The organism is Marinomonas colpomeniae (genome assembly GCF_014803385.1).
GTDB lineage: Bacteria > Pseudomonadota > Gammaproteobacteria > Pseudomonadales > Marinomonadaceae > Marinomonas > Marinomonas colpomeniae.
The window spans coordinates 753445-777145 of sequence record NZ_JACYFC010000001.1; the positions used below are offsets into that span (position 1 = coordinate 753445).

17 protein-coding genes are annotated in these 23701 nt (G+C 38.9%); 6 read left to right on the forward strand and 11 right to left on the reverse strand.

Translation table 11 applies throughout. The features are described 5' to 3' along the window. The first annotated feature begins 19 nt into the window (after positions 1-19). Positions 20-439 (forward strand): VOC family protein, encoded by a 420-nt coding sequence (locus IF202_RS03590; RefSeq protein ID WP_191593484.1) that lies wholly within the window; start codon positions 20-22, stop codon positions 437-439. Here IF202_RS03590 and IF202_RS03595 read toward each other — a convergent pair. The 3 genes from IF202_RS03595 to IF202_RS03605 form a co-directional block, all read right to left on the reverse strand. Further along, a complete protein-coding gene (locus tag IF202_RS03595; RefSeq protein WP_191593485.1) occupies positions 417-2381 on the reverse strand; it encodes a RecQ family ATP-dependent DNA helicase in 1965 nt (654 codons plus the stop codon). The genes IF202_RS03590 and IF202_RS03595 overlap by 23 nt on opposite strands. Beyond that, positions 2378-3349 carry a serine/threonine protein kinase gene (locus tag IF202_RS03600; protein WP_191593486.1) on the reverse strand — a complete coding sequence of 324 codons (972 nt, stop codon included), beginning with the start codon at positions 3347-3349 and terminating at the stop codon, positions 2378-2380. Before IF202_RS03600 ends, IF202_RS03595 begins: the two co-directional genes overlap by 4 nt. Before the next feature lie 206 nt (positions 3350-3555). Further along, positions 3556-4821 carry a response regulator gene (locus tag IF202_RS03605; protein WP_191593487.1) on the reverse strand — a complete coding sequence of 422 codons (1266 nt, stop codon included), beginning with the start codon at positions 4819-4821 and terminating at the stop codon, positions 3556-3558. A gap of 331 nt (positions 4822-5152) precedes the next feature. On the opposite strand from IF202_RS03605, the gene IF202_RS03610 reads away from it, so the two are divergent. Then, a complete protein-coding gene (locus IF202_RS03610; protein ID WP_235963215.1) occupies positions 5153-6655 on the forward strand; it encodes a methyl-accepting chemotaxis protein in 1503 nt (500 codons plus the stop codon). Positions 6656-6683: 28 nt separating this feature from the next. Here IF202_RS03610 and glgX read toward each other — a convergent pair whose 3' ends face one another. The 4 genes from glgX to IF202_RS03630 form a co-directional block, all read right to left on the reverse strand. Then, positions 6684-8717, reverse strand: a complete 2034-nt coding sequence (gene glgX, locus IF202_RS03615) for a glycogen debranching protein GlgX (protein WP_191593489.1) — start codon at positions 8715-8717, stop codon at positions 6684-6686. A gap of 37 nt (positions 8718-8754) precedes the next feature. Then, entirely contained in the window at positions 8755-10950 is a 2196-nt protein-coding gene (glgB, locus tag IF202_RS03620; RefSeq protein WP_191593490.1) for a 1,4-alpha-glucan branching protein GlgB, read from the reverse strand. Positions 10951-10976: 26 nt separating this feature from the next. After that, positions 10977-14102, reverse strand: coding sequence for a glycoside hydrolase family 15 protein (locus tag IF202_RS03625; protein ID WP_191593491.1), 3126 nt, complete (start codon positions 14100-14102; stop codon positions 10977-10979). A gap of 146 nt (positions 14103-14248) precedes the next feature. Then, a complete protein-coding gene (locus IF202_RS03630; protein ID WP_191593492.1) occupies positions 14249-15865 on the reverse strand; it encodes a methyl-accepting chemotaxis protein in 1617 nt (538 codons plus the stop codon). A 203-nt stretch (positions 15866-16068) separates the two neighbouring features. Here IF202_RS03630 and IF202_RS03635 point away from each other — a divergent pair, with 203 nt between their 5' ends. From IF202_RS03635 to IF202_RS03645, 3 genes are all read left to right on the forward strand, one after another. After that, positions 16069-16500: a YqaA family protein gene (locus IF202_RS03635; RefSeq protein ID WP_191593493.1), complete on the forward strand. Its 432-nt coding sequence runs from the start codon at positions 16069-16071 to the stop codon at positions 16498-16500. A gap of 69 nt (positions 16501-16569) precedes the next feature. Continuing rightward, positions 16570-17220: an SPOR domain-containing protein gene (locus IF202_RS03640; RefSeq protein WP_191593494.1), complete on the forward strand. Its 651-nt coding sequence runs from the start codon at positions 16570-16572 to the stop codon at positions 17218-17220. 69 nt (positions 17221-17289) lie between these two features. Then, positions 17290-17529: a GlsB/YeaQ/YmgE family stress response membrane protein gene (locus IF202_RS03645; protein ID WP_191593495.1), complete on the forward strand. Its 240-nt coding sequence runs from the start codon at positions 17290-17292 to the stop codon at positions 17527-17529. A 94-nt stretch (positions 17530-17623) separates the two neighbouring features. Here IF202_RS03645 and dapA read toward each other — a convergent pair whose 3' ends face one another. After that, the gene (gene dapA, locus IF202_RS03650) at positions 17624-18496 is read right to left on the reverse strand and encodes a 4-hydroxy-tetrahydrodipicolinate synthase (protein WP_191593496.1); all 873 of its coding nucleotides are present in this window, start codon (positions 18494-18496) and stop codon (positions 17624-17626) included. A gap of 370 nt (positions 18497-18866) precedes the next feature. Here dapA and IF202_RS03655 point away from each other — a divergent pair, with 370 nt between their 5' ends. Further along, a complete protein-coding gene (locus tag IF202_RS03655) occupies positions 18867-19478 on the forward strand; it encodes a LysE family translocator (RefSeq protein WP_191593497.1) in 612 nt (203 codons plus the stop codon). 93 nt (positions 19479-19571) lie between these two features. On the opposite strand, the gene IF202_RS03660 is transcribed toward IF202_RS03655, so the two are convergent. From IF202_RS03660 to IF202_RS03670, 3 genes are all read right to left on the reverse strand, one after another. Further along, the gene (locus tag IF202_RS03660; protein ID WP_191593498.1) at positions 19572-22187 is read right to left on the reverse strand and encodes a cyclic nucleotide-binding domain-containing protein; all 2616 of its coding nucleotides are present in this window, start codon (positions 22185-22187) and stop codon (positions 19572-19574) included. Positions 22188-22214: 27 nt separating this feature from the next. Beyond that, on the reverse strand, positions 22215-22823 hold the full coding sequence (locus IF202_RS03665) for a flavin reductase family protein (protein WP_191593499.1): 609 nt from the start codon (positions 22821-22823) through the stop codon (positions 22215-22217). 186 nt (positions 22824-23009) lie between these two features. Next, positions 23010-23666 carry a putative 2OG-Fe(II) oxygenase gene (locus tag IF202_RS03670; protein WP_191593500.1) on the reverse strand — a complete coding sequence of 219 codons (657 nt, stop codon included), beginning with the start codon at positions 23664-23666 and terminating at the stop codon, positions 23010-23012. Between the last annotated feature and the right edge of the window lie 35 nt (positions 23667-23701).

The following is a 23701-nucleotide window of genomic DNA, read 5'->3' on the forward strand; positions in this document are numbered from 1 at the left end:
AAAGAGGAAGCAAGGAGCTATGATAAGTCATTTTGACCATATTGTTCTGACGGTGGAAAATATAGACAGAGCAGTGTCTTTTTATGAAACTGTATTGAATATGAAAGCTGTTACCTATGGTAATGGGCAGAAAGCTTTGCATTTTGGGCAACAGAGAATAAACCTTCAACTACTAGGTGAAGAACTGCGTAATCATTCAATGGAAGGATCTGGCAATTTATGCCTGATTACAAATTGGGGAATGGAGGAAGTTTTGACTCATCTGCATGGTTCTAATGTATCTATTTTAGAAGGGCCTGTTAGTAAAGTGGGCGCACAGGGCTCCATTCAATCTGTATATTTTAATGATCCAGATAATAACCTTATAGAAGTCAGTCTTTATTTAGATGCGGAGCCAAACGATCAAGTTAAACTGGCTAGGAATGAATCAGCTGACTAACAGCGTCAAAAACATCCTTATATGCTTGCTCTTCATAGGCTGCAAACCCATTTAGTTGACGTGCTTTTACTTTAGTGAATATAGGCTGAGTCAAACCAGTTAAAAAACGTGTTACTAAAACAGCTGAAATGCTTGTTTTAGGGCTTTTTATTTTAACATGTTGAGCAAATTCTTTTACATATAGTGCGAGATTTTCTTGCCACTCCTCATGGCTTTTTTTATTTATATCAGGCTGTGAAAAAACCAATACATTATTACCACATACTGAACAATGGCCACAATTATCGGGCGCATTTTGATCACCAAAATATCGTGCTAAATTACTGTTTAAGCATCTATCCAGTTGAAAAAAACGAATCATAGTAGCGATTCGATCAATCTCTGACGTTTGCTTCTCTTCAACGTATTGGTGTAGTTGGTTAACCAGCACTTTATGATGAAATGCCCTGGTGTTGATTTCATACACTTCTGTTAGCCCTTTACTTTCCAACGTCAGTACATTTTTGTCAGCCGCGTATTCTAATATTTGTAATACATCCCCACGAGATAATCCCGCTTGATTGTATATTTGGTCGAAATTTGGTGATCCCCAGATTTTTTTATATTGAATACCACTTAAAATAGTCTGATAGGCGTTGCTCCATTCAGCGGGGACCTGGTTTGAAAAAGCGATTCTGTCACCATCCCATTTAAGACGTACATCTGCGTAATAACTGTATTTTGGCGTTAATATGTTCAATAACTCAAGTTGTACTAATAGGGTTTTTAACGGTAAAGAGCGAATATTTGTGTGGTTAGATAATCCGTACAGTTGTGTTTCCCATTCTTGATCTACTGTCTCTTCTGTAATGTGATGTAGTAGTGCGTCAATGTCTTGTGGCTCAGGTGTATCGCCATAAACAAAATTTTCCAGTGTGTGTAATCCTTCCAGACAAGCGAGTAAGACACATCGACTTGGTTGGTTGTCTCGTCCTGCTCGGCCAATTTCTTGGCTGTAGTTTTCGATTGATTTTGGTAAATCATAATGTACAACTAAACGAATATCTGATTTATCTATCCCCATTCCAAAGGCAATGGTAGCAACAATAATACGAGTCTTCCCTTGCATGAAATTGGCTTGAATATCACTTCGAATATCACTGCCTAAGCCTGCGTGATAAGCCATTGCAGAATAACCGTCAGAGCGTAGTGCATTAGCAATCTCTTCGGCAGTTTTTTGCTGAGTAACATAAACAATGCTAGCGCCTTGTGGAACTACATCCGTGTTGTTCAAAACGGCCTTCAACTTATCAAATTTCTCGTGGTTGTGGGTTTGAATAAGATCGATGTTTAAATTAGAGCGATAAAAACCTGTTTGTACTATGTGTTCTCGATGTATTGAAAATTTCTGCGCCATATCGCGCTGTACACGACGAGTAGCTGTAGCTGTCAATAGCAAAACCAATGGGATATTAAGTTCTTGTTTGTAATGGGGTAATTTAAGATAGTCTGGTCTAAAATTGTGTCCCCATTCAGAAATACAATGGGCTTCGTCAACCACTAACATAGAGATAGGGATTTGTTTAATAAATCGGCGAAAACGTTCGTTTTTAAAACGTTCAACCGAGATCATTAATATTTTAATAGACCCATTGTGTACGCCAGACATAACTATCTGGCTCTCTTCTTTGGTTTGACTAGAGTCTAAACTAGCCGCCGCTATTCCTTTTGATCTAAGAAAGTCTAATTGATCGTGCATCAAAGCAATCAATGGCGATATGACTAAGGTTAAATTTGGTAATTGTGTAGCAGTAAGTTGATAGCACAAAGACTTGCCAGAACCTGTCGGAAAGACCGCGAGTGAAGAGTGTCCAGACAGTAGTTGTTCTATAGTTTGTCCTTGCCCTTCGCGAAATTGATTGAAGCCAAAGAGTGATTGTAAGGATTCTTCTATTGCTATCATCGAGACATGTTCTCCCATTCAAGCTCGCAATTTTTTAATTCGTTTAAATGATTCAACCAGTAGTTCTCTGTATCAAACCAAGGAAACGCTTTTACGAAAGCGGGATCGTGCCAGCGATTTTGTAACCAAGCTGCATAACAGATCACTCGTACGCTTTTAAACACATCAATTAGCCCTAGTTCTCTAATATCAAAAGGCATATAAGTTTCGTAGCCTTCAATAATTTCACTAAGTTGCTGTTGAGGATTTTCTGTTTGAGTAATGTGTAACCATAGATCTTGTACTGCGATACCATTTTGACAATCGTCAAAGTCTAGTAGATGAAATTGGCCTTCATGCAGCATCAAATTACTACGATGACTATCACCATGTACAGGGCGAAGCTGAGTTGGCCAATAGGCTTTAATACTAGCTTCACTCATACCTCGTAGTTTGTTTATTTGCTTTTTATAAAGAGGTTTTAGCTTTTCAGGCAACAAATTATGCGACAAAATTTGACTTGTAGCTTGGTCCATTTGCATCAATGGGGATACGCTAATGCGTTCAGAAAAAGGTACAGCTGACATTTCTTTATGTACTTGACCAATTAACTCACCAAGTTGGTAAAGCTGGTCAAGGTTGTCAGCTTCTGGATGCTGTCCAATTAAACGAGGGGATAAACAGAAATAGATTCCTTTGTGGCAAAATAGGCTTTTTCCTTCAAACATCAAAGGCGCAACAATTGGTACTCCAGCTACTTGTAGCTTTAATAAAAGCGAATGTTCTTCAAGTATTTGCGCTTTACTCCAACGATCAGGCCGATAAAATTTTGCAATGACAGGCGAACCGTCTTCTATACCAATTTGATAAACACGATTTTCATAGCTATTTAAAGAATAGATACGTGAATCACTCCATAAACCAGTCGATTCGACGGCGTCTAGAATTGTATCGGGAATAAGAGTCGAAAATGAATGTGTTGCTGTCATGGTTTATTGCTCTGATAATATAAGAGTGAAGAAGACATATATATTGGTGAACAGGAATATAAACGGAAAAATCAGAAAATGACCATAGCGAGGAGCAAAGAAAATGGCAAGCAATGTCTTTAATTCTCTAGAGAATTTTGTACGTAAATAAGAAGGTAATCTGGTTTTAACTAAACAATTCATAATGAGCTGAATTGTCGTGAATATTAGATAATACCTAAACGCTTTTTTAGTGTGTGCTCTTGAGCGTCAGTAAGTGGAGAGGCCTGTCCTGACGCAATAAGCTTGCTCCATTGCATCCATGTTTTAATAGCCTCACTTTGATGACCACGAGCAAGATATTGTTGGACCTCAATCTTAAAAGAATTAGAGATAGCAGCAGGATTTGATTTTCCAAACGTACGTAATCGTATTAAAGTGCGCTTAAATTTGTCTGCTAATTTAGAGTTGTCAGTGTTACTAACCATCATAGAGGTAAGGCACTTTAAATAATCATAGTAATTGTCAGCTTTTTCATAACTGGTTTCACGAGTTAAACGAATGATACGTGAATAAGCTTGTTCAGCCTGAGGCCAATCTTTTAGTTTTACACTCATTTGAGCTAGTCGCATAGCTCGATCTGTAGAGCGTGGGGATACCTCTAATACGCCCACCATTGCCGCTTGGGCTTCTTTAAAATTTCCTAAACCTTCATGCGCATCCGCTAGTAAATCATAAGCGGATAAAAAATGACGACTTAAATTAATCGTATGTTCAAATTTCTTTATTGCTGCGACTACTGCTCCTAACTTTAATTCGCATAGACCAATGCCAAAGTGCGCCCAAGCTAGATTTTTACTTTTCTGGATAATGAACATGTAGTGACTTTTTGCATCTTTATATCGACCACGAGAATATAAAGACTCTCCAATGATTTTTAAACATTGGTTAGCAAAATGTGGGTATTGTTTCATAATGGATTTGGCTTCAGTTTCCATTACTTCATGATTATTTTTTTTACGAGCATCGTTGATGCTTTCGAAGGTTCTTTTTTGTTTTTGAACTCGTTCAAAACGACGGAAAAATGAAGCAGGAGGAAAAGGTTTAACAATATAGCTATCAGGTTGATATTCAAGCACATTAACAACACTTTCATAAGCTGTATCAGCTGTAATCATGATGAAAATTGTAGAATGATCTTGAGAGTGATTTTTACGTGAAGTCTCTAATATTTGCTGGCCGTCAATGCTGCCACCTAAATTATAGTCAGAGAGAATAACATCATAATTTTTGGCTAAAATGCGCTTCATAGCCGATTGACCAGATGACTCTACATCAATATTGGAGTATCCAATAGAAGTCATTAAAGATTTAAGCATGAGACGCATCTCGCCAATATCTTCAATGATTAAGACACGTTTGTCGGCTATATCAATAAAATCTTGTGAGAGATCATTTTGCCTTTCTGCGTGTAAAAAAGTTGTATCTGTCACTTAGCTTTTCCTTGCTTCATTTGTAATAAAATTAATAACTAATTTTTTATACTATGCGATATATTAAAATACACTTATATTCTTAATATTAAAATAGCTTAAGAGGATGTTGATGGAGCTTTAATAGTTGATCTAACTGTTAAATTCTTGAGTTTATATGAAGCTAAGAGCGTCTAAGACTTTAGTAGTAGGTGTTACGTTTTACATTGACCTTCTAATAAGATCGATAAACACTGGAAAAATAATAATTAAAAAAAAGGAAATAGTGATGTTTTATGTCCAATTTCTGAGTGTTTCAGGACTCTTTTTATTGTTTCTGATTGGTTACTTAATGAACACAATAAACCTAACTTATACAGTTTTAGGTATTTTATTGTGTATATTTGTAACCATTCAAAACCTGTGGATGCGAAAAAATGCTTTTAAAGACATTGATAGCAAATTAAGTACAACAGAATCGAATGGCTTTTATTCTGAAATGAGTAAAACGGTTACTCATGCAACGTCAAAAATGGCGATGGGCGCAGCGGAAGTTTCTCACTTTGTCGACACATTAAGTAAAGACATTCATTTGACTCGTGATGACACAACACAAATTACCCAAGCGGTAGAGACTCTGTCAGAAACTGGTCTGACATTATCAAACAATTTAGGGCAATTGGCTCATACAATGAGTGACACTGCTAAGTCGAGTCGAACAGCTCAAGACGCTCTTACTCAAAGTGCAGACAAAATAAACGAATTAACCAGAAAGGTTCAAACGGCTAGCGAGCAACTTGCTTTATTAACAAAAAGCGCAGATGACATAGACAGTATTACTAATGTCATTAAAGCTGTTTCTGAACAAACTAACTTACTTGCCCTTAATGCTGCTATTGAGGCGGCCCGTGCAGGTGAACAGGGGCGCGGCTTTGCTGTTGTGGCAGATGAAGTTCGTTCCTTAGCGGGTAAGAGTGCCGATGCTTCTGAGCAAATATCCAATCTATTAACGGATGTTCGTCTTAATAGTGAATTAACCAACAATGAAATGTCTTCTTTAAAAGGGCTAACCGAATCTCTTTCTAGTACGTTGTTGGGTGAAACTCAGCGTTTCATTGCATTAACGGAGGAAGTACAAAGCGCTTCTATTGTTTTGTCTGAAGTGGAAAGCGCAGGGGAAGCATTAGGGGCAACAAGTACCCAAATTAATAGTTCTATTTCTCGTATTAGCTCATCACTGCAAGATATTTCACAGCGTAGTGACCTTCTTTCTACAGAAGCGGCCCATTTGAGTAATGGTGCTGAAATCGTATTCAGAGAGTTGGACAAAGTAGATCAGTCGCTGTTCTTCTCCGAATTGGTTAATCGTGCTAAATCGTGTGCTCAAGATATAGCTAGATTATTTGAGGGTGCGATTGAAAAAGGTGAATTAACTCAAGAGTCTGTTTTTTCAACAGACTATCGCCCAATAAACCAAACTAACCCGCAAAAATTCAGTACAGCGTATGATGACTTTAGTGATCGTACTTTTCCTGCAATTCAAGAAGCAGTATTAGAACAGCATGAAGACGTGATGTTCGCAGGTGCAGTCGATATAAATGGTTATTTCCCAACGCATAATAAAAAATTCAGCCAGCCGCTGAGTGGCGATTATGATAAAGACTTAATTAACAACCGGACTAAGCGAATCTTTAATGATCCAACGGGAGGGCGTTGTGGTTCTCACACCGATACTTTTTTATTGCAAACATACAAAAGAGATACAGGTGAGATTTTACATGACCTATCCGTTCCTATTTATGTAAATGGGAAACACTGGGGAGGCTTTCGAATGGGCTTTAAATCGGCTCATTAGTTTTTTTGGGAATCGTTTTTAAGGTATTTTAGTGATGGATTTTGCCAATAAATACACCACGATAAGCACAATATAGCGTTTTCGTAGAAAGCGTGAAGCCTGGCGTATGGTATAAGACTTCTACTTGCGCTGTATCCGTCGGAAATGGAATGTCTAACGGCGTATCGTGATTGTAAAAAATAATCCAAAAACGTGTCGCTAGATCAGAAGTAGCCAGAGTTAAAGCAATATAATGACGGTTCATATCCGACCAATCATCATTTTTCATTGGTGTACCTTGCTCGCTCAACCATTGAATATGATCGGATGGAACGTGTTGATAAAGTAGATCATCTTCTAGGTGTACTTCTGCCAATATCGGATAGTTTTTTCGTAATAACATTAAGGTCGATATCGTATCTTGAATAGCTGATCTTGCTTCGGTTTCTTGCCAGTTTAGCCAAGTTATTTCGTTGTTTTGGCAATAGGCGTTATTGTTTCCTTGTTGTGAATGAGATAGTTCATCGCCTCCTAAAATATGCGGTGTCCCTTGGCTTAATAGTAAAGTAGCTATAAAACAAAGCTGTTGATTGAGCCGTTTTTCTTGGATTTCTGTATTGTCTGTTTCCCCCTCAATACCGAAATTCTGACTGATATTGTCACCATGCCCATCACGGTTATCTTCCATGTTGGCTAAATTATGACGCTGGTGATATGACACCAGATCTTTCATGGTGTAGCCATCATGATAAGTAATATAATTCACAGAGTTTAGTGCGGTTTTATAGCCTTTATGGAAGCAATCTCTTGACCCCATAAATCGTGTCGCAAATTCAGGAACTACACCAAGGTCACCGCGCCAAAAACGGCGAATGGTGTCTCGATATTTGTCGTTACATTCCATAAAGCCTTTTGGGAAATTACCTACTTGGTAACCGTTTGGCCCTATGTCCCAAGGCTCCATGACAAGACAGATTTCACTTAATATCGGATCTTGAAGAATGGCTTGTAACAGCGGTGCCTTTGGTGTGAAATTGTGATCTGTTCGCCCCAGATCTACACCTAAATCAAAGCGAAATCCATCCACGCCCATGACCTCAACCCAATAGCGCATGCTGTCACAAATAAGACGAATACTGGCAGAATCATAAGTATCGATGCAGTTACCGCAACCAGTGTAATTTAAATACTTTCCATCTTGGTGACGATAATAACGAGCATTGTCTAAACCACGGAAACAGACACTGGATTGATCTAATTCACTTTCGGCCGTATGGTTATAAACCACGTCTAAAATGACTTCAAAACCTGCCCTTCTTAAGCCATCAATCATTGTTTGAAATTCGGTAATAGCGTCTTCTTTAGCATAAGAGGGTTCGGGAGCAAAAAAACTAATCGGGTTATAGCCCCAATAGTTATCAAGATTCAATTGCTGCAGATGGCGTTCAGTCATAAAGCTAAAGCAAGGCATGAGTTGGATCGTTGTGATGTTCAGAGACTTGAGATGATTTATGCCAGCTGGAGTAATAACGCCAAGATATGTACCTTTTAGTTCGTTATCAATTGGCAAATTTTGGCTGAAGCCTTTGACGTGTAATTCATACAAAGCACGACTGGAAGGTGTTAGCTTGATTCTATCAGGTCTATTTGGGTTGGTTCTAATTTGTCGAACAATAGATTTAGGGACATAATTAGCAGAATCAATAGAATGGATTTTCCCTTTTGATGTTATTGCTGCTTGATCTTTATGCCACACAAGCTTTTCTGTTAAATCCTTAGCATAAGGATCGATTAATAACTTATGCTCGTTAAACATTTGTTGTTTAGCAGGGTTGAAGTTACCACAAGCTCGTAAGCCATAATGTTGACCTTCCTGAAGGCTAAGTACTTCAATGTGCCAAACGTCTTTCTGTTTAACTGTAAAGGGGATTTTAGTCTGCTCGTTACCCTCATTATCGAATAGGCATAAATAGAGCTGGTGAGCATCTTCAGAAACCACGGAAAAGTTCACACCCTTATCCGTTATAGTTGCACCAAGAGGATAGGGGAAACCTGTAGAAACTTGGTATGTTTGTGGATTCATAAAGCCCTCTTGTTATAGCTCAAAATATTGTTAAAAACTAATATTCGCCTAACCATTTTAATAAGACGCCCGCTAGTGGCGGTATCTGTAGCTCAATACTTTGATCACGACTATGACTAGCAATATTTTGTGTACGGTATTCTACGTTTTTTGCGTAGCCACTACCTGTATATTGCTCATCATCGGTGTTCATTATCAATTGATAATGACCTGATCTTGGTACACCTACTCTATAGTTACTGTGTGTCATCGGAGTAAAGTTAATAATGGCTACCGTATGCTCTTCGCTGTCTTTTGCCTTACGTGCAAAGGCTAAAATACTGTTGGTACTGTCATCATAACTGATCCATTCAAATCCTTTTCTGGAGTGATCAAAGTGCAAGCTCGCTTCGCTTTTATAAAGGTGATTCAAATCTTTTGATAATGTATGTTGAGCCTTATGGTAATCAACCTCTAACAGATTCCAATCTAATGAACGTTCATGGCTCCACTCTCGTCCTTGTGCGAACTCATTACCCATAAAGTTCAGTTTTTTACCAGGGTGAAAATACATGTAGGCTGAAAAAGCACGTAAGTTTGCAAACTGTTGCCAAGAGTCTCCTGGCATTTTTTCGATCATAGACCCTTTTCCATGTACCACTTCGTCATGAGACATAGGTAAAACAAACTGTTCGTCAAATGCATAGACCATGCTGAAACTAAGTTCACCTTGGTGATGTTTTCTATGGATAGAATCTCTTTTCATATAATCAAGAGAATCATTCATCCAACCCATGTTCCACTTAAATCCAAAACCTAAACCATTCATATAAGTTGGTTTAGAAACGCCTGGAAAAGCAGTAGATTCTTCTGCGATGGTAAAGCAACGAGGGTGATTTAAATAAACGGTTTCGTTGAGTCTGCGTAAAAAATCGATGGCTTCATAGTTATGATTTCCTCCATCTTTATTGGGAATCCATTCACCATCTTCGCGTGCATAATCCAGGTATAACATAGAGGCAACGGCATCTACCCGTAAGCCATCTATGTGAAACTCATTCAGCCAATACACCGCGTTGCTAATAAGATAGTTAATAACATGCTCTTTACCATAATCGTATATCAGAGAGTTCCATTCTGGGTGCCAACCTTTTTTAGGGTCTGCGTATTCATATTGTTTGGAGCCATCAAAGTTTGCTAAACCGTGACTGTCAGCAGGAAAGTGTGCTGGAACCCAATCCATAATCACGCCTATATTGGCCTGATGAAGAGCATCGACCAAGGTTTTAAAGTCTTCTGGTGTACCAAATCGAGAGGTTACTGCATATAGTCCAACTGGTTGATAGCCCCAAGAACCATCGAATGGATACTCTGTAATTGGAAGAAACTCAACATGGGTGTAGCCCATTTCTTGAACGTAAGAGACTAGTTGATCGATTATTTCAAGATAGGTGAAAGTTTGGTTGTCTGCTTTGCGACGCCACGAACCTAGATGTATTTCATAAATACTCATAGGTTTTTCGTATAAGTCATCAATGTGACGTTTTATCCAGGTATCGTCTTGCCATTGATGCTTATTATCGAAGCAGGTCACACTCGCAAAAGAAGGGTATTGTTCAATGCGTTGTGCATAAGGGTCGCTACGATGGGGAAGAAGATCGCCATTTTTTGAACGAATTTCAAACTTATAACGAGCTCCATGATTAATGTCGGGTATAAATAACCGCCAAACACCATCTCCATTACTCGACATAGGATGAGTTCGGCCATCCCAAGAATTAAAGTCACCTACAACAGAGACCGAGCGTGCAGCGGGTGCGTAAACGGCAAAACGCGTGCCTTGAATTGTTATTTTTTCATTAACTTTAGCGCCTGCTTGAATAGCGCCTTGGCTTTTGTATAAATTGGCTTGGTGGTGTTCAGGGTCAACAAAGGTTGTGTTAGGAAACTGATAAGGATCGACCATGGTATAGACACTGCTGTCTAAGTAAGTTATTTCAATACGGTAATGAAAACGAGTCCTTTCTTTTGGCCATTCTGTATAAAACAAACCTTTTGAGTCGGTTTGTGTCATTTTTGCTAACTCTTTATCTGTGTCTATGGCTAATACGCGTATCGACAAGGCTTCGGGTTGCCAAATGTACAGACATAAGCCTTTGTTAGATGGAGAAGTTTGTAGCCCTAAACAACCAAACGGGTCAGAACAATGTGTATTAAGCACATCATTAAGCAGGGCGTTTTTTATTAAATCCATTCACTTCTCCGGCAAGAATAGCTGATTTAACTCGATGAGTGTTGGTGCTGATGGCTATGAAGTTTACTCACAGCCCAACGTAGATATTGGTTTACTTTATTTGGTGTTATTTGTGCAAATTCATCCAAAGCCGCTTCTGCTAGAGTATCCTCAGGGTGCTCTGTTTGACGTTGCTTACTATGATCTAAGGCCGCAAGAGAGACTAAAACTGGTAAGTTTACTTCTTGGTCGAATTTAGAGCTTTTATGCTGTTGGCAAAATTGAATAAAAGCATACAAACCTTCAAAAATAAGGCTTTTATACCAATTAGGATGAATGTCTGATGTTAGGGACTCGATTAAGAGTGCAAAAGTGTCCTCGCCTGGTGTCATTGAGTTGAGTGCTCTTTGACAGTCCAGTGCAGTATTACTCTGTAAATCACCAAATACAATAGTATCTACATGGCTTAAGCTTTCCCAAAGCTGTAACAACATGGACTCAGGTAATTTTGTAATCATGCCTTGTTCAGAGCGCCAGTCAAACCAGTCTACATCTTTTATCTTGCTTTGGGCGTCAGTACTTTGGTGATAGCGTAGATTATTGGCAACATGGGCGAACTCATCGTGTTTCTGCTGTAGTGCTTGCTTAAGTGCTTCATATAGCTGACTTGGTGAAATCTGAGATAAGGTTTCAAACACTGTCATGTTTTCTTCAGGGTCAAACTGTCGGGCACAAAGTAGGGCAAGGTTGTGAATACGAATCGTACGAACACCAGAAAAAAATTCAGGATTGACCTTGATTAGTGTTCCTGTAATGGCGATTAATTCATGACAAATGACTAATCCAATTGGAGATGAAGAGACTTTTTTCAACATGCCTAAAATGTCATCTTGATGAAGTGGTGTACTAATATCAACTTCTGTTTCTGGAGTTTCTCCAATAACAAGTAACCGTTGGCGTACTGTGATGTCAGCAATATAAGTAGCAAGATCGGTAGAGGGTTGTAATATTAGAAAATAAAGTCGTCGTGCGGCACGCCAATTTCCAGATAGAATTGCTTGTAAATAAACACGATTCAAAACGGTATAGGCCGTTACCGCAGGCGTTGAGTTTGGTATTGCACTCATTAATGTACGACGAGCCCCTAATTCAATTAAACAATCTATTGCTTCGTTAATATCGGGTTGTTCATTTAATTTATAAAGAAGTGAATTAGTGTCCATTTTTTGTAGTGTATGAAGGTCATATGACTTAGGCTCTGGTGATAATGGCCAAGGTGCATCATGGATTGGAAGCTTTGTTTCTAATAGATGATAATCCAAAGTATTTATGATAATGGCTCGTCGATTACCAGACTTAAATGCATTTTTTGCAGATTGAGGAATGACACGAAATTCTTGATGTTCTCGCTTTTGAAGCAAACGAATAAATTCAAACAATTCGTCGCTGCCGCTCATTTCACTAATGGCTTCATCTATTAATATGCTAAACACGGCATTGGCTTTGTAATACCAATGGTCAGCGATACTTTTAAGTTCATTACGTATGTGTGTTTGGAATAGTGCTGGGTCGATTTTACGATAATCTTTGTCTTCGTTCTGAATCCAAGATAAACAAAGATATTTTTCATCATTTATGCTGAATGCCTGAGACGTAGCTAAACTATTTAAGGCTCGGTTTGGTCTTCCTGTTAAGCCTAAAGGTACCGATGCTCCAAGGTGTTGATAGGTTTCAACCAATTGATCTGCACTGATGGCTTTAAGTGGTGCAATGTCTTCAAGGGTTTGACATAGACAGCCTGCGTCCAATAATTTCTGTTTTACCTTATCGTTTTGCGCCAAAATCACCATAGAAGTGGTGACTTTATTAGGTCTATGCTGAATTCGATGCAACCCTAGCGGGTCTAAATCATCTGTTGTAATAAGTTCATCATCAAGCATTTTTCCAACCAAATAGAGGCTTTGAGCCCATACCAAGGGCAGGTTGTCATTTGGAAGACGTTTTTGTGAACCAGGGTTTTCTTTTTCTGCCAAGATGCTTTCTTGAGGAACATAGTAGAGCTCAGGTAGCAGCATTTCACCATCTTTTTCGACCATCAACGATTCTAGTTTATGGCGATAAAAGTTGGCACTTTCCCAGTCACGTGCAAACAAGCGATCAATATAAAGGTAAGTAAAAAACAATGGCCATTCAGATTCGATGTGCTCAAAATTAATTAACTCGTCGTATTCATAATAAATACGGCTTTGATCTTCAAGTTCAGATTGATGACCATCTAGTAAAAAGCGTTTACAACCGTATTCACCTCCTAATTTACTGAGAATTTCTTGCCGAGTTCGGGTAGTGAGCTCTTCGTCATTAACCGCAAAAGCAGGAAAACCAATAATACTAAGAGTGGCACTGTCGACTTCTTTAGAGCGTGACTCTTTAGGTAATAACGACTGTAGAACTGAACCTGCTCGAGCCACTGCGTCAGCAAAAGAGTGAACTACAGACCATTCAGGGCCATCTTCGCCAAACAGGTTCAACCCATCCATAGCTTCCATAGCGGCTTTTGCCATACCAACTGAACTGGCGTTGATTTCTGCTTTACCGTTATTAACCTTATTACCACGCTCCCAAATACCATAATCCGGTGTGCGATAGGTTCTGGAAATGTAATAAATGAGGTTTTGAATAAAGTTAAATTCGTCACGAGAAAAGATGAGTTTGCTGCCAGATTTCGTCATCTGCGCGAGCATCAGCAAATAAAAGCTAGTTGCATCAATCTGTAAATGTCCCCAAGCATCGTCTGCGACAGCCTCCAATCCTGTTTTTGTATCGTATTTTGCATGCAGTGCATCTTTTGGATCTAGGCTGTGTTTAAACGCCTCTACTTTATGAGATTGACGCATCATAGCGAACAACAATCCACGCATCATTTTTATGCAAGTAAGTTCTAATTCATCAGTGCGTTTGTCTGGGTTAGATGCGCGTTTATAGGCAAGATACAAAGCCCATACGGCCTGAATACTGTAAACGTTGTCGCGTACCCAAGCATCCGTGTAGTTACCATGGTTATTGATACTGGTACTGGCAGGAAAAAGTCCTGTCACTGGGTGTTGACGGGATAAAATAACCACTTGAATATGTTGATAAAGAGAATCTAGCTTATCTTGTGTGTCAGACGCCATGTTTGATCCTTTATAAAGCGCAACAGTTTAGGTGACCTATGATCTTTGACCTAATATAAACTATATGTGGGAATTGAATTAAAAACCACTATGTGCCGCGAGTATCTGACTCATTATGTGATTTATTAACTAAATGCCTTTTTTAGTTAAGTACTGAATTGACTAACAAGTTGGCGTAGTTGGCTTGCGCACTCTTGTAAGTTGTTCACTGATGTTTGAATGTCAGTGGAGTTAAGGTTTGTTTCTTCGCATATGTTGGCAATACTTTCTAGAGTCTTCTGAACAGTTTGAGACGATTCATATTGTCGGTTTGCCGCTTGGCTAATGTCATTGTTGAGTTTTGATATAGACAATACGCCACTGGCGATCTCTATAAAAGCTCGTCCTGCTTGAGAGGTTTGTTCTGCACCTTGGCTTGCGGTATTTTGAGCTAATTCCATCACGCTAACTGTTTTCGATGTTTGTTGTGTTAACTGATCAATCAGGTCACCAATTTCTGTTGCTGCCAATTGCGAACGTTGTGCAAGGTGGCGAACTTCGTCTGCGACAACCGCAAACCCTCGACCTTGCTCACCTGCACGCGCAGCCTCTATTGCAGCATTCAGGGCAAGTAAATTCGTTTGATCTGCTACTTCTGCAATAATACTTAATCGATCACTAATATGAGTGACGTCTTGACGTAATTTATGGATTTGCTCAGAAGCATCGCCAACCTCGACAGACAACTGCTGAATGTCTTGATTGGCTCTGTTCATTACACCAAGACCTTGCCTTGAGTGCTGGTCGAGTTCTTGTGTCGTATTATTTGCTTTTTCGGCAATGGCTAGGGTTTCTTCTACTGATAGCATAACACCTTGCATTAAGTCGGTTGCTTGCCCTGTATTGGATAGTTGTTTGATAACACCTTGAGCGGTTTTATTTGTTGACTGATTTGTCTGATCGACAATGTTGTCTAAGGTTTTACTAGAATGGCTTACATTACGCACAATAGATTGGAAGTCATTCATCATGCTATTAAACGCTTGAGCCATGGCCCCCATTTCATCTTTACCGGTGAACTCAACTCGCTGAGTAAGGTCTCCAGAATTCTGTACGGAAGTCATAGTGGTACACAAAGATGTTACACGGCTAGTTACCAAGTGAATGATATAAAGCGCAGTGCCTCCAACTAGGACGGTCAAAACACTGACTAAAATAATGTAATCAACTAATGCTGTTAAGAAAAAACTAGTAACGGCGTCCATCGAAGAGGTTGCTATAATTGTCATTTTCCATGGTGAAAAATACATAGTGCTTGCAATTACGCGATGGTCATCGCCATTACTACTTTGATATTCAAACTCAATAGACTTATAGTTTTTTATTGAAGGATCGTCTTGTTGCACAGCTTTTAATGCTTGGTTAAGTGATTTTGGTGATTGTGTGTTTTTATAAGAAGAAGGAGTGCTTAGTAATGCGTTATTTTCGTCCAATATCCATAGGCTTTGTTTGTCACCATAGCTGAAATCAGACAATAACTTAATAGCTTGTTGTTTAGCGTTATCGACAGTTAGCTTGTTTGATGTTTGCTGCGCATAAAAAGGCAATAAAGTGGTGCTGGCAATGTCTAATATATCTTGTGTTCGATCTTTTCTAGCATCTACATGGCTACTAAATAAAGAAGTAAGAGAGACTAGAATAAGTGCTGCTGTTCCCATAGACATTAAGCCAATGATCGCCCATAACTTATAGCGAATTTTAATGTCATTGATGCGATCCAGCATATCGTCTCCGTTATGTTTCAAATAGCCAATTTTGGCTGCTTATAATTAACCATTTTTAGGCTTAGATAGTTGAACCAGAAGCCAATATATTTATCGACCTAGATTAAAGCGTTTATTTAATTCTGCCTAGTCGCAAAAATTGCTCTAAGTCATTGTTTTGTTAGTTAAGTGCTGGCACGTATAAAAACCGTAAGAGGGCGCCATTGGATTATTTTTTTGTATTTTTAGTTTCTTTTTTGTCCGCGACAATTTTACCTTTAGGGTCTGAGGGGGTATTACTTTATTACGCAAATGATGTCACTATTTCTGTGTTTTTTCTGTGGTTATGGGCCAGCTTAGGTAATACATTAGGTGGTCTTACTAATTGGTTGCTGGGCTCATATTTACTTCGATATGGAAATAAAAAATGGTTTCCGGTAAAAAAAGAAATTCGTGAAAAAGCAGAGCAACTTTTTAACCGTTATGGGGTGTGGAGCTTATTATTTACATGGTTGCCTGTTGTTGGTGATGGGATTGCTTTAATATCGGGGGTGTTACGCACACCTATTTGGTATTTTTTACCTTTGGTTTTAATTGGTAAGGCAACTCGTTATGCCTTAGTTTTATGGGGACAGCATCTGCTCTCTACTTCATAAAGTATTCAATAATTAATGCTGATGAGTAATGAGTAAAGCGTCTTGCTGATATGTTTGGAGAATAAAGAAATGAAAATATCCAGAAAATTGATCCTAGTTATTGCAGGATTCTCATTATCTGCTTGTTCGTCGACGGGAGAAAAAAATAGCTTTATGAGCTTCAGCGAACTGCAGGACAAAGTCAGGGAACATGATGCTCAGTGGGAAACTGCACAAGCAAAGTTGGATAGAATTGATGAGCTAGAAGCTGAAGTTGCTGCTCTTAAGCAAGGTGATATGGCCGGTAATACAGACGCTATGATGGGAACTTCAAATGATATGGTGTCTGATAGTGGTATGGCGGTTATTAATGTTGCCCCTGTTGTTACTGCAGACCCTATCTTCTCTGAAGATGATGTAAGTACCGTTGAAATTGCACCTTTAGCTTCAATGCCTGCAAAAATAAAACAGTTAGAGTTTGGAGTGCAAGTTGCTTCTTATAGAAACCATGATGAAGCCATTCGCGGCTGGAATGTATTATCAAAAGCAGACCCTACTTCGTATGAAGGGCTAGATCCTCTGATCAATCAAAAACAAGTAAATGGACAAACTATGTATCAACTTAAAGTTGGCCCATTTGTGAATAAGCGCTACGGTATGGATTTTTGTCAGATGCTTAAAGGAAAAGGCAAAGACTGTCTAGTTACTCAATACAATGGCGATACATTTACTGTAAATTAGACGCACTTGAGATGTTTATATAGTTTATCTCAGTAATAGTTTTTTATTTGCACAATATAAGGTGGTTTTATGTCTCTATTTGCTTTTTTAATTGTTGGTGCTTTAGCCGGTTGGTTGGCTGGTCAGTTTGTAAAAGGTGCTGGCTTTGGGCTTATTGGGAATATCGTGATAGGTATTGTCGGATCCTTTGTAGGTGGCTTTACATTTCAACTTCTTGGTTTGTATTCCGGTAGTTTTTTAGGGTCACTTGTTACCGCAACGGTTGGCGCTATTATATTACTTTATGTTGTACGACTAGCCAGGTCATAAACGTATACTTCTTTAAGATAAAAAGCCTGCATAATAAGTTATGCAGGCTTTTTATTTCTATTCTCTTATTACTTTCTTTTTAGCTGCCTGATACTTAAATCAAGTCTAATGATTGCATCGCCTGACGTATCGTTTCCTTAGTACTGTCTTGGAGTGGCACCATAGGTAAACGACATTCTTCTGAACAAAAACCAAGCAGCGATAGTGCGTATTTAGGGCCGGCAGGATTTGGTTCAATGAAGAGCGCGTTATGTAAAGCAAACAACTTATCTTGTAATGCCGTTGCTTCACGAAACTTTCCTTCATTACACAAACGATGCAATTCAACTACTTGTTTTGGCGCAACGTTAGAAGATACCGAGATACAGCCTTGACCGCCACCAACATTGTAAGCAACCGCAGTAATATCATCGCCACTTAGGTAGTTAAAAGGTTTGTCGATTAGTGCGCGCTCACGGATCGGCCGAGTCAGATCACCTGTCGCATCTTTAACACCAATAATGCGTGGCAATTGAGCAAGGCGAGCCATGGTTGAAACGTCTACACCTACCACCGCCCGTGGTGGAATATTATAAATGATCATCGGAAGTTTGCTGTTGTCATGAACGTATTTGAAATGTTCATATAAGCCTGTTTGATTAGGGCGATTGTAATAACCAGCCACATGCAGTGTTGCATCAGCACCTGCTTGAAAAGCAAATTCAGAATAGTTTACGGCTTCAATGGGATTGTTTGATCCAGCACCTGCTAATACAGGAACAGCTTTATTCGCTTCTTGTGCTGTGATTTCAATCACTCGCTTGTGCTCACATTCGCTAAGTGTAGGAGATTCTCCTGTTGTTCCTACTGGAACCAGTCCATTGATACCTTGGTCTATTTGCCAGCGCACAATATTACGCAAAGCATCTTCGTCTAATTGACCATTTTTGAAAGGAGTAATTAACGCTGTGATTGCACCGTGGAACATACACTTGCCTCGTTTTGGCCGGTATGCATTCTGCTGAGAAGAAAGAGGTAATCCGTCAGCAAGAATGCTGCCGGGAAATTTTAATCTTAAATTCGCACGTCAGCATAGTAAAGCTTTTTAGCCTTACGTTTATCGCCGTTGTGTTTGTTTAAGAAAGAGTGATTCATAGTTTTCTATATAGTATTTAACAGGTGTTTCTATGCTGCCGTGTTTTATAAAAAAGGTCAATATGTTGTCGACGATTTATGGCAAAGAATATTACAAGTTGTTTTTTTGAAAAAAACGTACCTTTTTGGCGTATTTGAGTAGAATATCGTCACAATAAAAGGGCGATGCAGCTCAATTGAACATATATTTGAAATGAGGCGTTATGGATTTTACTAGTTGGCTTTCTCTGGTTGCTGTATGCGTGTTAGGAGCTATTTCTCCTGGACCTAGCTTAGCGGTTATTCTTCGTGTATCTATCTCTCAGTCCGCTTTACATGGAGTTTGTGCTGGATTAGCTCATGGTTTAGGTATCGGTTTTTGGGCATTTTTGACATTACAAGGCTTGGCGGTAGTAATTGAACAATATCAGCAGGCCTTTTCGGTTTTAACCATACTAGGTGGTCTATATTTGGCTTGGTTAGGTGTTAAATCATTGCGCTATGCTGGGAAAGGACAAGATGAAAAAGTAGAAGCTGTAAAGTCTTCCTATTGGGAATCTATTCGTGATGGTTTGATGGTTGCTTTGATGAATCCTAAAATTGCATTGTTCTTTTTGGCTTTATTTAGTCAGCTAGTCGACTCTGAAATGACCGCGATTATGAAAATTCAATTTTGGACAACGGTTGTTGCGATTGATAGTGGTTGGTACATATTAGTTGCTTTATTACTCGCTGGTGGCCCTGTTCTATTGTGGTTGCGTCGTAATATTGTTTGGGTTGATCGAGTGATGGGGTGTTTACTGATTCTAATTGGCTTAAAGGTCGTTATTGGCTGAGTATATATTAGCTCCTGTATATTGGCGTTTTACCTTCAGTTTTTAATAAAAACTCCCCGCGGCTCGCGGGGGATTTTATATGTACCAGCTGTATTATTTATTGAAAATGAAGTCTTCTATTTTTAATAAATGTTTTGTCCATAGCTCATAGGCTTTGTTATTCAAATGTAGTTTATCACCTTCAAATAAAGTTTCCTTTATCTCGTCTTTTGAATCTAGCAAGATTGAAAAAAGATCAAGGTATTGAGTGTTTGGACGAGTTTTTGCTAGGCGCTCTAATTGCAAGTTTGTTTTCTCGATTGTCTGGCGCATTTTTAATCGCGCAGGACTGCATTTAATACTGATTAAAGTTACTGGAATACCAGGAAGGTAACGATCTACTTTTTGTAGTAACTCAATATAAAGCTCCACCACTTTGTTGCAATCGTAGTGATTACCTATGTCATTGTCTCCTGCATAAATCACTAAAGAACGTGGTTTATGAGGTAAGATAATACGTTCAAAATAATAAACGCATGCTTCTAAAGTCGCACCGCCAAAGCCTAAATTGATACCATCTTTATCACGGAAATTATGCGTAAAGTCACTCCATAAACGCATAGTAGATGAACCATAAAAAGCAACCGGTTGCTCTTTATATTCTTGATGTGCCAAATGAAACTCAAGCTCTCGTACATCAGATTCAAATTCTACGTCGATCTGGTTTAAGCTCATGACATTTGATCGATAGCCATTTTGACCACTAAATATCGGGTATTGACGTATTTCTTTAGACAATTCTACCGCTTCATTCACATAGCCTTTGTATTCTTCTTGATAAGTGACTAAGAATTTTTCTAAGGCCTTTTTATCAGTGTAATCTACTTTACTAGAGAGTTTGAAAGCCGGTTTTATGATCACTGTATAAATATTATGGTCGGCACGTTTATCGAAATTAGCAACCACAATAGGTACTATCCAAGGTTCATCAGCCCCCATAGAGCCTGCAATTTCAAAGGCATGAGGCAGCAGTTTACCCGGTGATTGGTGTGTGTTGAAGCTTTGACCTTCCGGTGAAATCATCAATGGAATATTCTGACGTAATGTTTCTTGAGACTGAGTAATAAATTGGTCGTATTCTGGCGTGTCTCTAGTCAGTCCTTCCCAACTACTGATGAATAGATTTCCGAAACGTTCATAAAAATCATCACGCCAGAATTCACTTTCTTTACTACGACGTACAACACGTTGACCGGAAATACCGTATTCATTATCTATGACCATAGAACCGATAAACTGAGCGTCCATAGAGAAGCGAAAACCGTTTGGTAAACGGTTGGTTGGTGAACCTAATAAATGATTGTAAATGAACAATGAACCTGCTTTTTTAGGTAAATTTTCTAAGCCTTTAATCACATAAGGAACTTGCTTAAATGCCTGTTTGAAAAGTTCTGTTCCTAAGCGTCTTGCATCAAGTTCAGATGTTTCTTTTGGTAAACTGTTTATGCTGTCATAAACGTTTTGTAAATGACGATAGAAAGCATTTTCCCGTTGTAAATCTTTTAAAATATCTAAGCACATTCCAGAGATTGTTCTTTCTAATACACTGCCAAAAAGTAGGCATTTATAAAGTACGCCGAAAGCTTCATCAGTCGTGATAGCACTTTTGAGTAACTCACTGACTTTATAAAGGGGTGAGCTAACAGGTAAAAGCGCAGCGTTTTGTTCAATAACATTACTAACTGCAAGGGTTTCATCATTGGCTATTTGAGAAAGGTAGCGCATTCTAGCGGCCAGTAAATGAGTGCCGACCAACCAAATGAGCCTGTAAAGGTATTTAACCGAGAACTTAGGGCTGCTTTCAAATATTTCTAATAAGTCATCTCGTTTAATAAACAGAATGCTGCTGTCTCTCGAGGAAATGATTGAGGTACGGTTTTTCAAAGCTGCATTTTTTGTGGTCCAGGCGAGTACAGTGCCGGCACGAGAAATCGATCTTGTGGTAATTACATCTCCTGAATCGGTTTGATAACTGACTACAACCTTACCTTTTATTAGCAGATACAAACCATCAGCAGGCTGATCTTGTTGGCAAATAATGTCGCCTTGATGAGCAAGTAATATGGATGATTTTTTAGCTAAAGCATGTATCTCAGCTTGAGTAAAAGTTTCACAGAAAGGCGCATAGTTAAGTAAGCTAATCGAATCTTTTAATGCATGAGCTTGTGTTTCAGAATCACCTAAAGGACGAGTTTCTTCAAATGCCAATGTTTCATTGGAAAAGAAAGGGCGTGTCTGATTTTGAATACTCATGAGAACGGGTAAGGATTCTTGATAAACAAATTGTAAAAACTGGTCTGCCAAATCTAAGTTGGCATCAAGTATTTTTTGTAACTCTAGAATTGGCCATACTAATAGTTTGCACTGTTTAGTTGCCGTGAAAGTGGTAGCGTATCGCGAAGGGTGCCGAAAAGCAGACCAACCAATAGGGGAGAGTGCCTGATTGATTAAACCAACATCATAAGACTTTCCTGCATCTTGTAAGGGAACTGAAATTGCAACTTCACCCTCTAAAAGGAAATAGATATGTTGACCAATTTCGAATTGTTTGGCTAAAATATCTCCTGTTTTGAGCGTTTTAATACTGGCTAAATTAGTCATCTCAGACGTTAAGTCTGCATCAATACCAATCATGAAGGGAAAAGCGTCTACTTGTGTTGTTACGTCCATCTTCTATACCTCAAAATCTGTGTTGTCCTAGTTAGGACGTTTTATCGTTACTGTCTGGCCTACAAGTGCATAATCGTTGCCACCGAGACGAGCAAGAGGGTTAAGTTTTTTGTTGTCGATAATGATTCGATTATTTTCTTCGGTTATAAGTTCATCATCAACGTATAAATCAAGTACTTCTAAATAAAGGCAATCAAATCCACTATTGCCTAGTTTATGTATATCGAATAATCGGCAATGGAGCGCAACTTTAGCTTCTGTAATACGGGGCAACGTCTTTGAAAAAACAGTTAGAGATAGACCTGTTTCCAATACTTCAGACTCACCAAAAGCTAAGTTAGCTGCACTTTGATTCACTGCATTCATTAAGTCACCACTAGGAATATGCAAAACACATTCCTTTTCTCTAATTAGGTTTTGCTTAGTATCTTTGGCAGTATCATCAGATTTATTACCGATAGAAACAGCTAATAACGCAGGGTCCGCTGACATAGCTGAGAAATAGGAGAAAGGGGCTAAGTTATAAGTCTCGTTTTCATTTCGGGTCATAATCCACGCGATGGGACGAGGTGTAATAGTTTGAGTGATCAGGTGATAGCGCTGATTGCCGCTGAGTTGATCAAACTGGAAACGCATAGACTTCCCCCTAGTTATAAATATGACGTATTAAACTACTACAAATCCTCGTCTATTGTGAATGCTTCAGTGACAACTTATGACATTTCTTTTTGTAAAATAAACCGATGTAGTCAGTCACGTAGGTAAATAGGCTAAAAAAACGGACGAGTGAGGAGAAAATAGAGAAAGATAAAATATATTCGTTTAGTAGGCTTCTATTATGCAATTAAATGCAATGACCACACGGTCCGTATCGCCAAAGTAAGGTAAAGCAGAGTGCTTTAAATAGGATGGAAAAATAATAATCTGGCCTTCCGTTGGAGTGAAGTCCCAAACGCCTTGACCTCCTAAATAAGCCGTGCCTGGATCCGCATAGTGCTCGGCATTAACTCTCGGATCATAAAAACGGTTTAAACCACCATTTCCTTCCTCTTTTGAATCACCCGGAGAAAGATAATAAATACCACACCACGAACAATTAGGGTGAGAATGCACATCGTGATAACCACCATTTTGGGTAACGTGATACCAAGACTCAATAATATGTGCGTCCGCTTCCATGTCTTCAGGCCAAAAAGCTTTATTTACCGAAGCCGCTATTTCTAAAACCAACTCTTCTAGCACTCGTTTGGCTTCCATGATGTTAGCGTCAGCCAGTTCTAAAAACTCTAAAGTGCTCTCATGTAATGCGTGCTTTGCCTTTGGCGCAATTCGACTTTCAATAGCGGTAGTTTGTAAGGACTTTTGTTGATATACCGCTGCTAATAAGGCGTCTTTCAAGAAAGCATGATCTGGCATTTGAGTCACATAAAACGGCGTTGTCCATGTGTTAATTTCTTCAATGATTGAATTGTCGTTCATGTTTCTATGCCTATGAAAATTAGCTGACTCTTGAC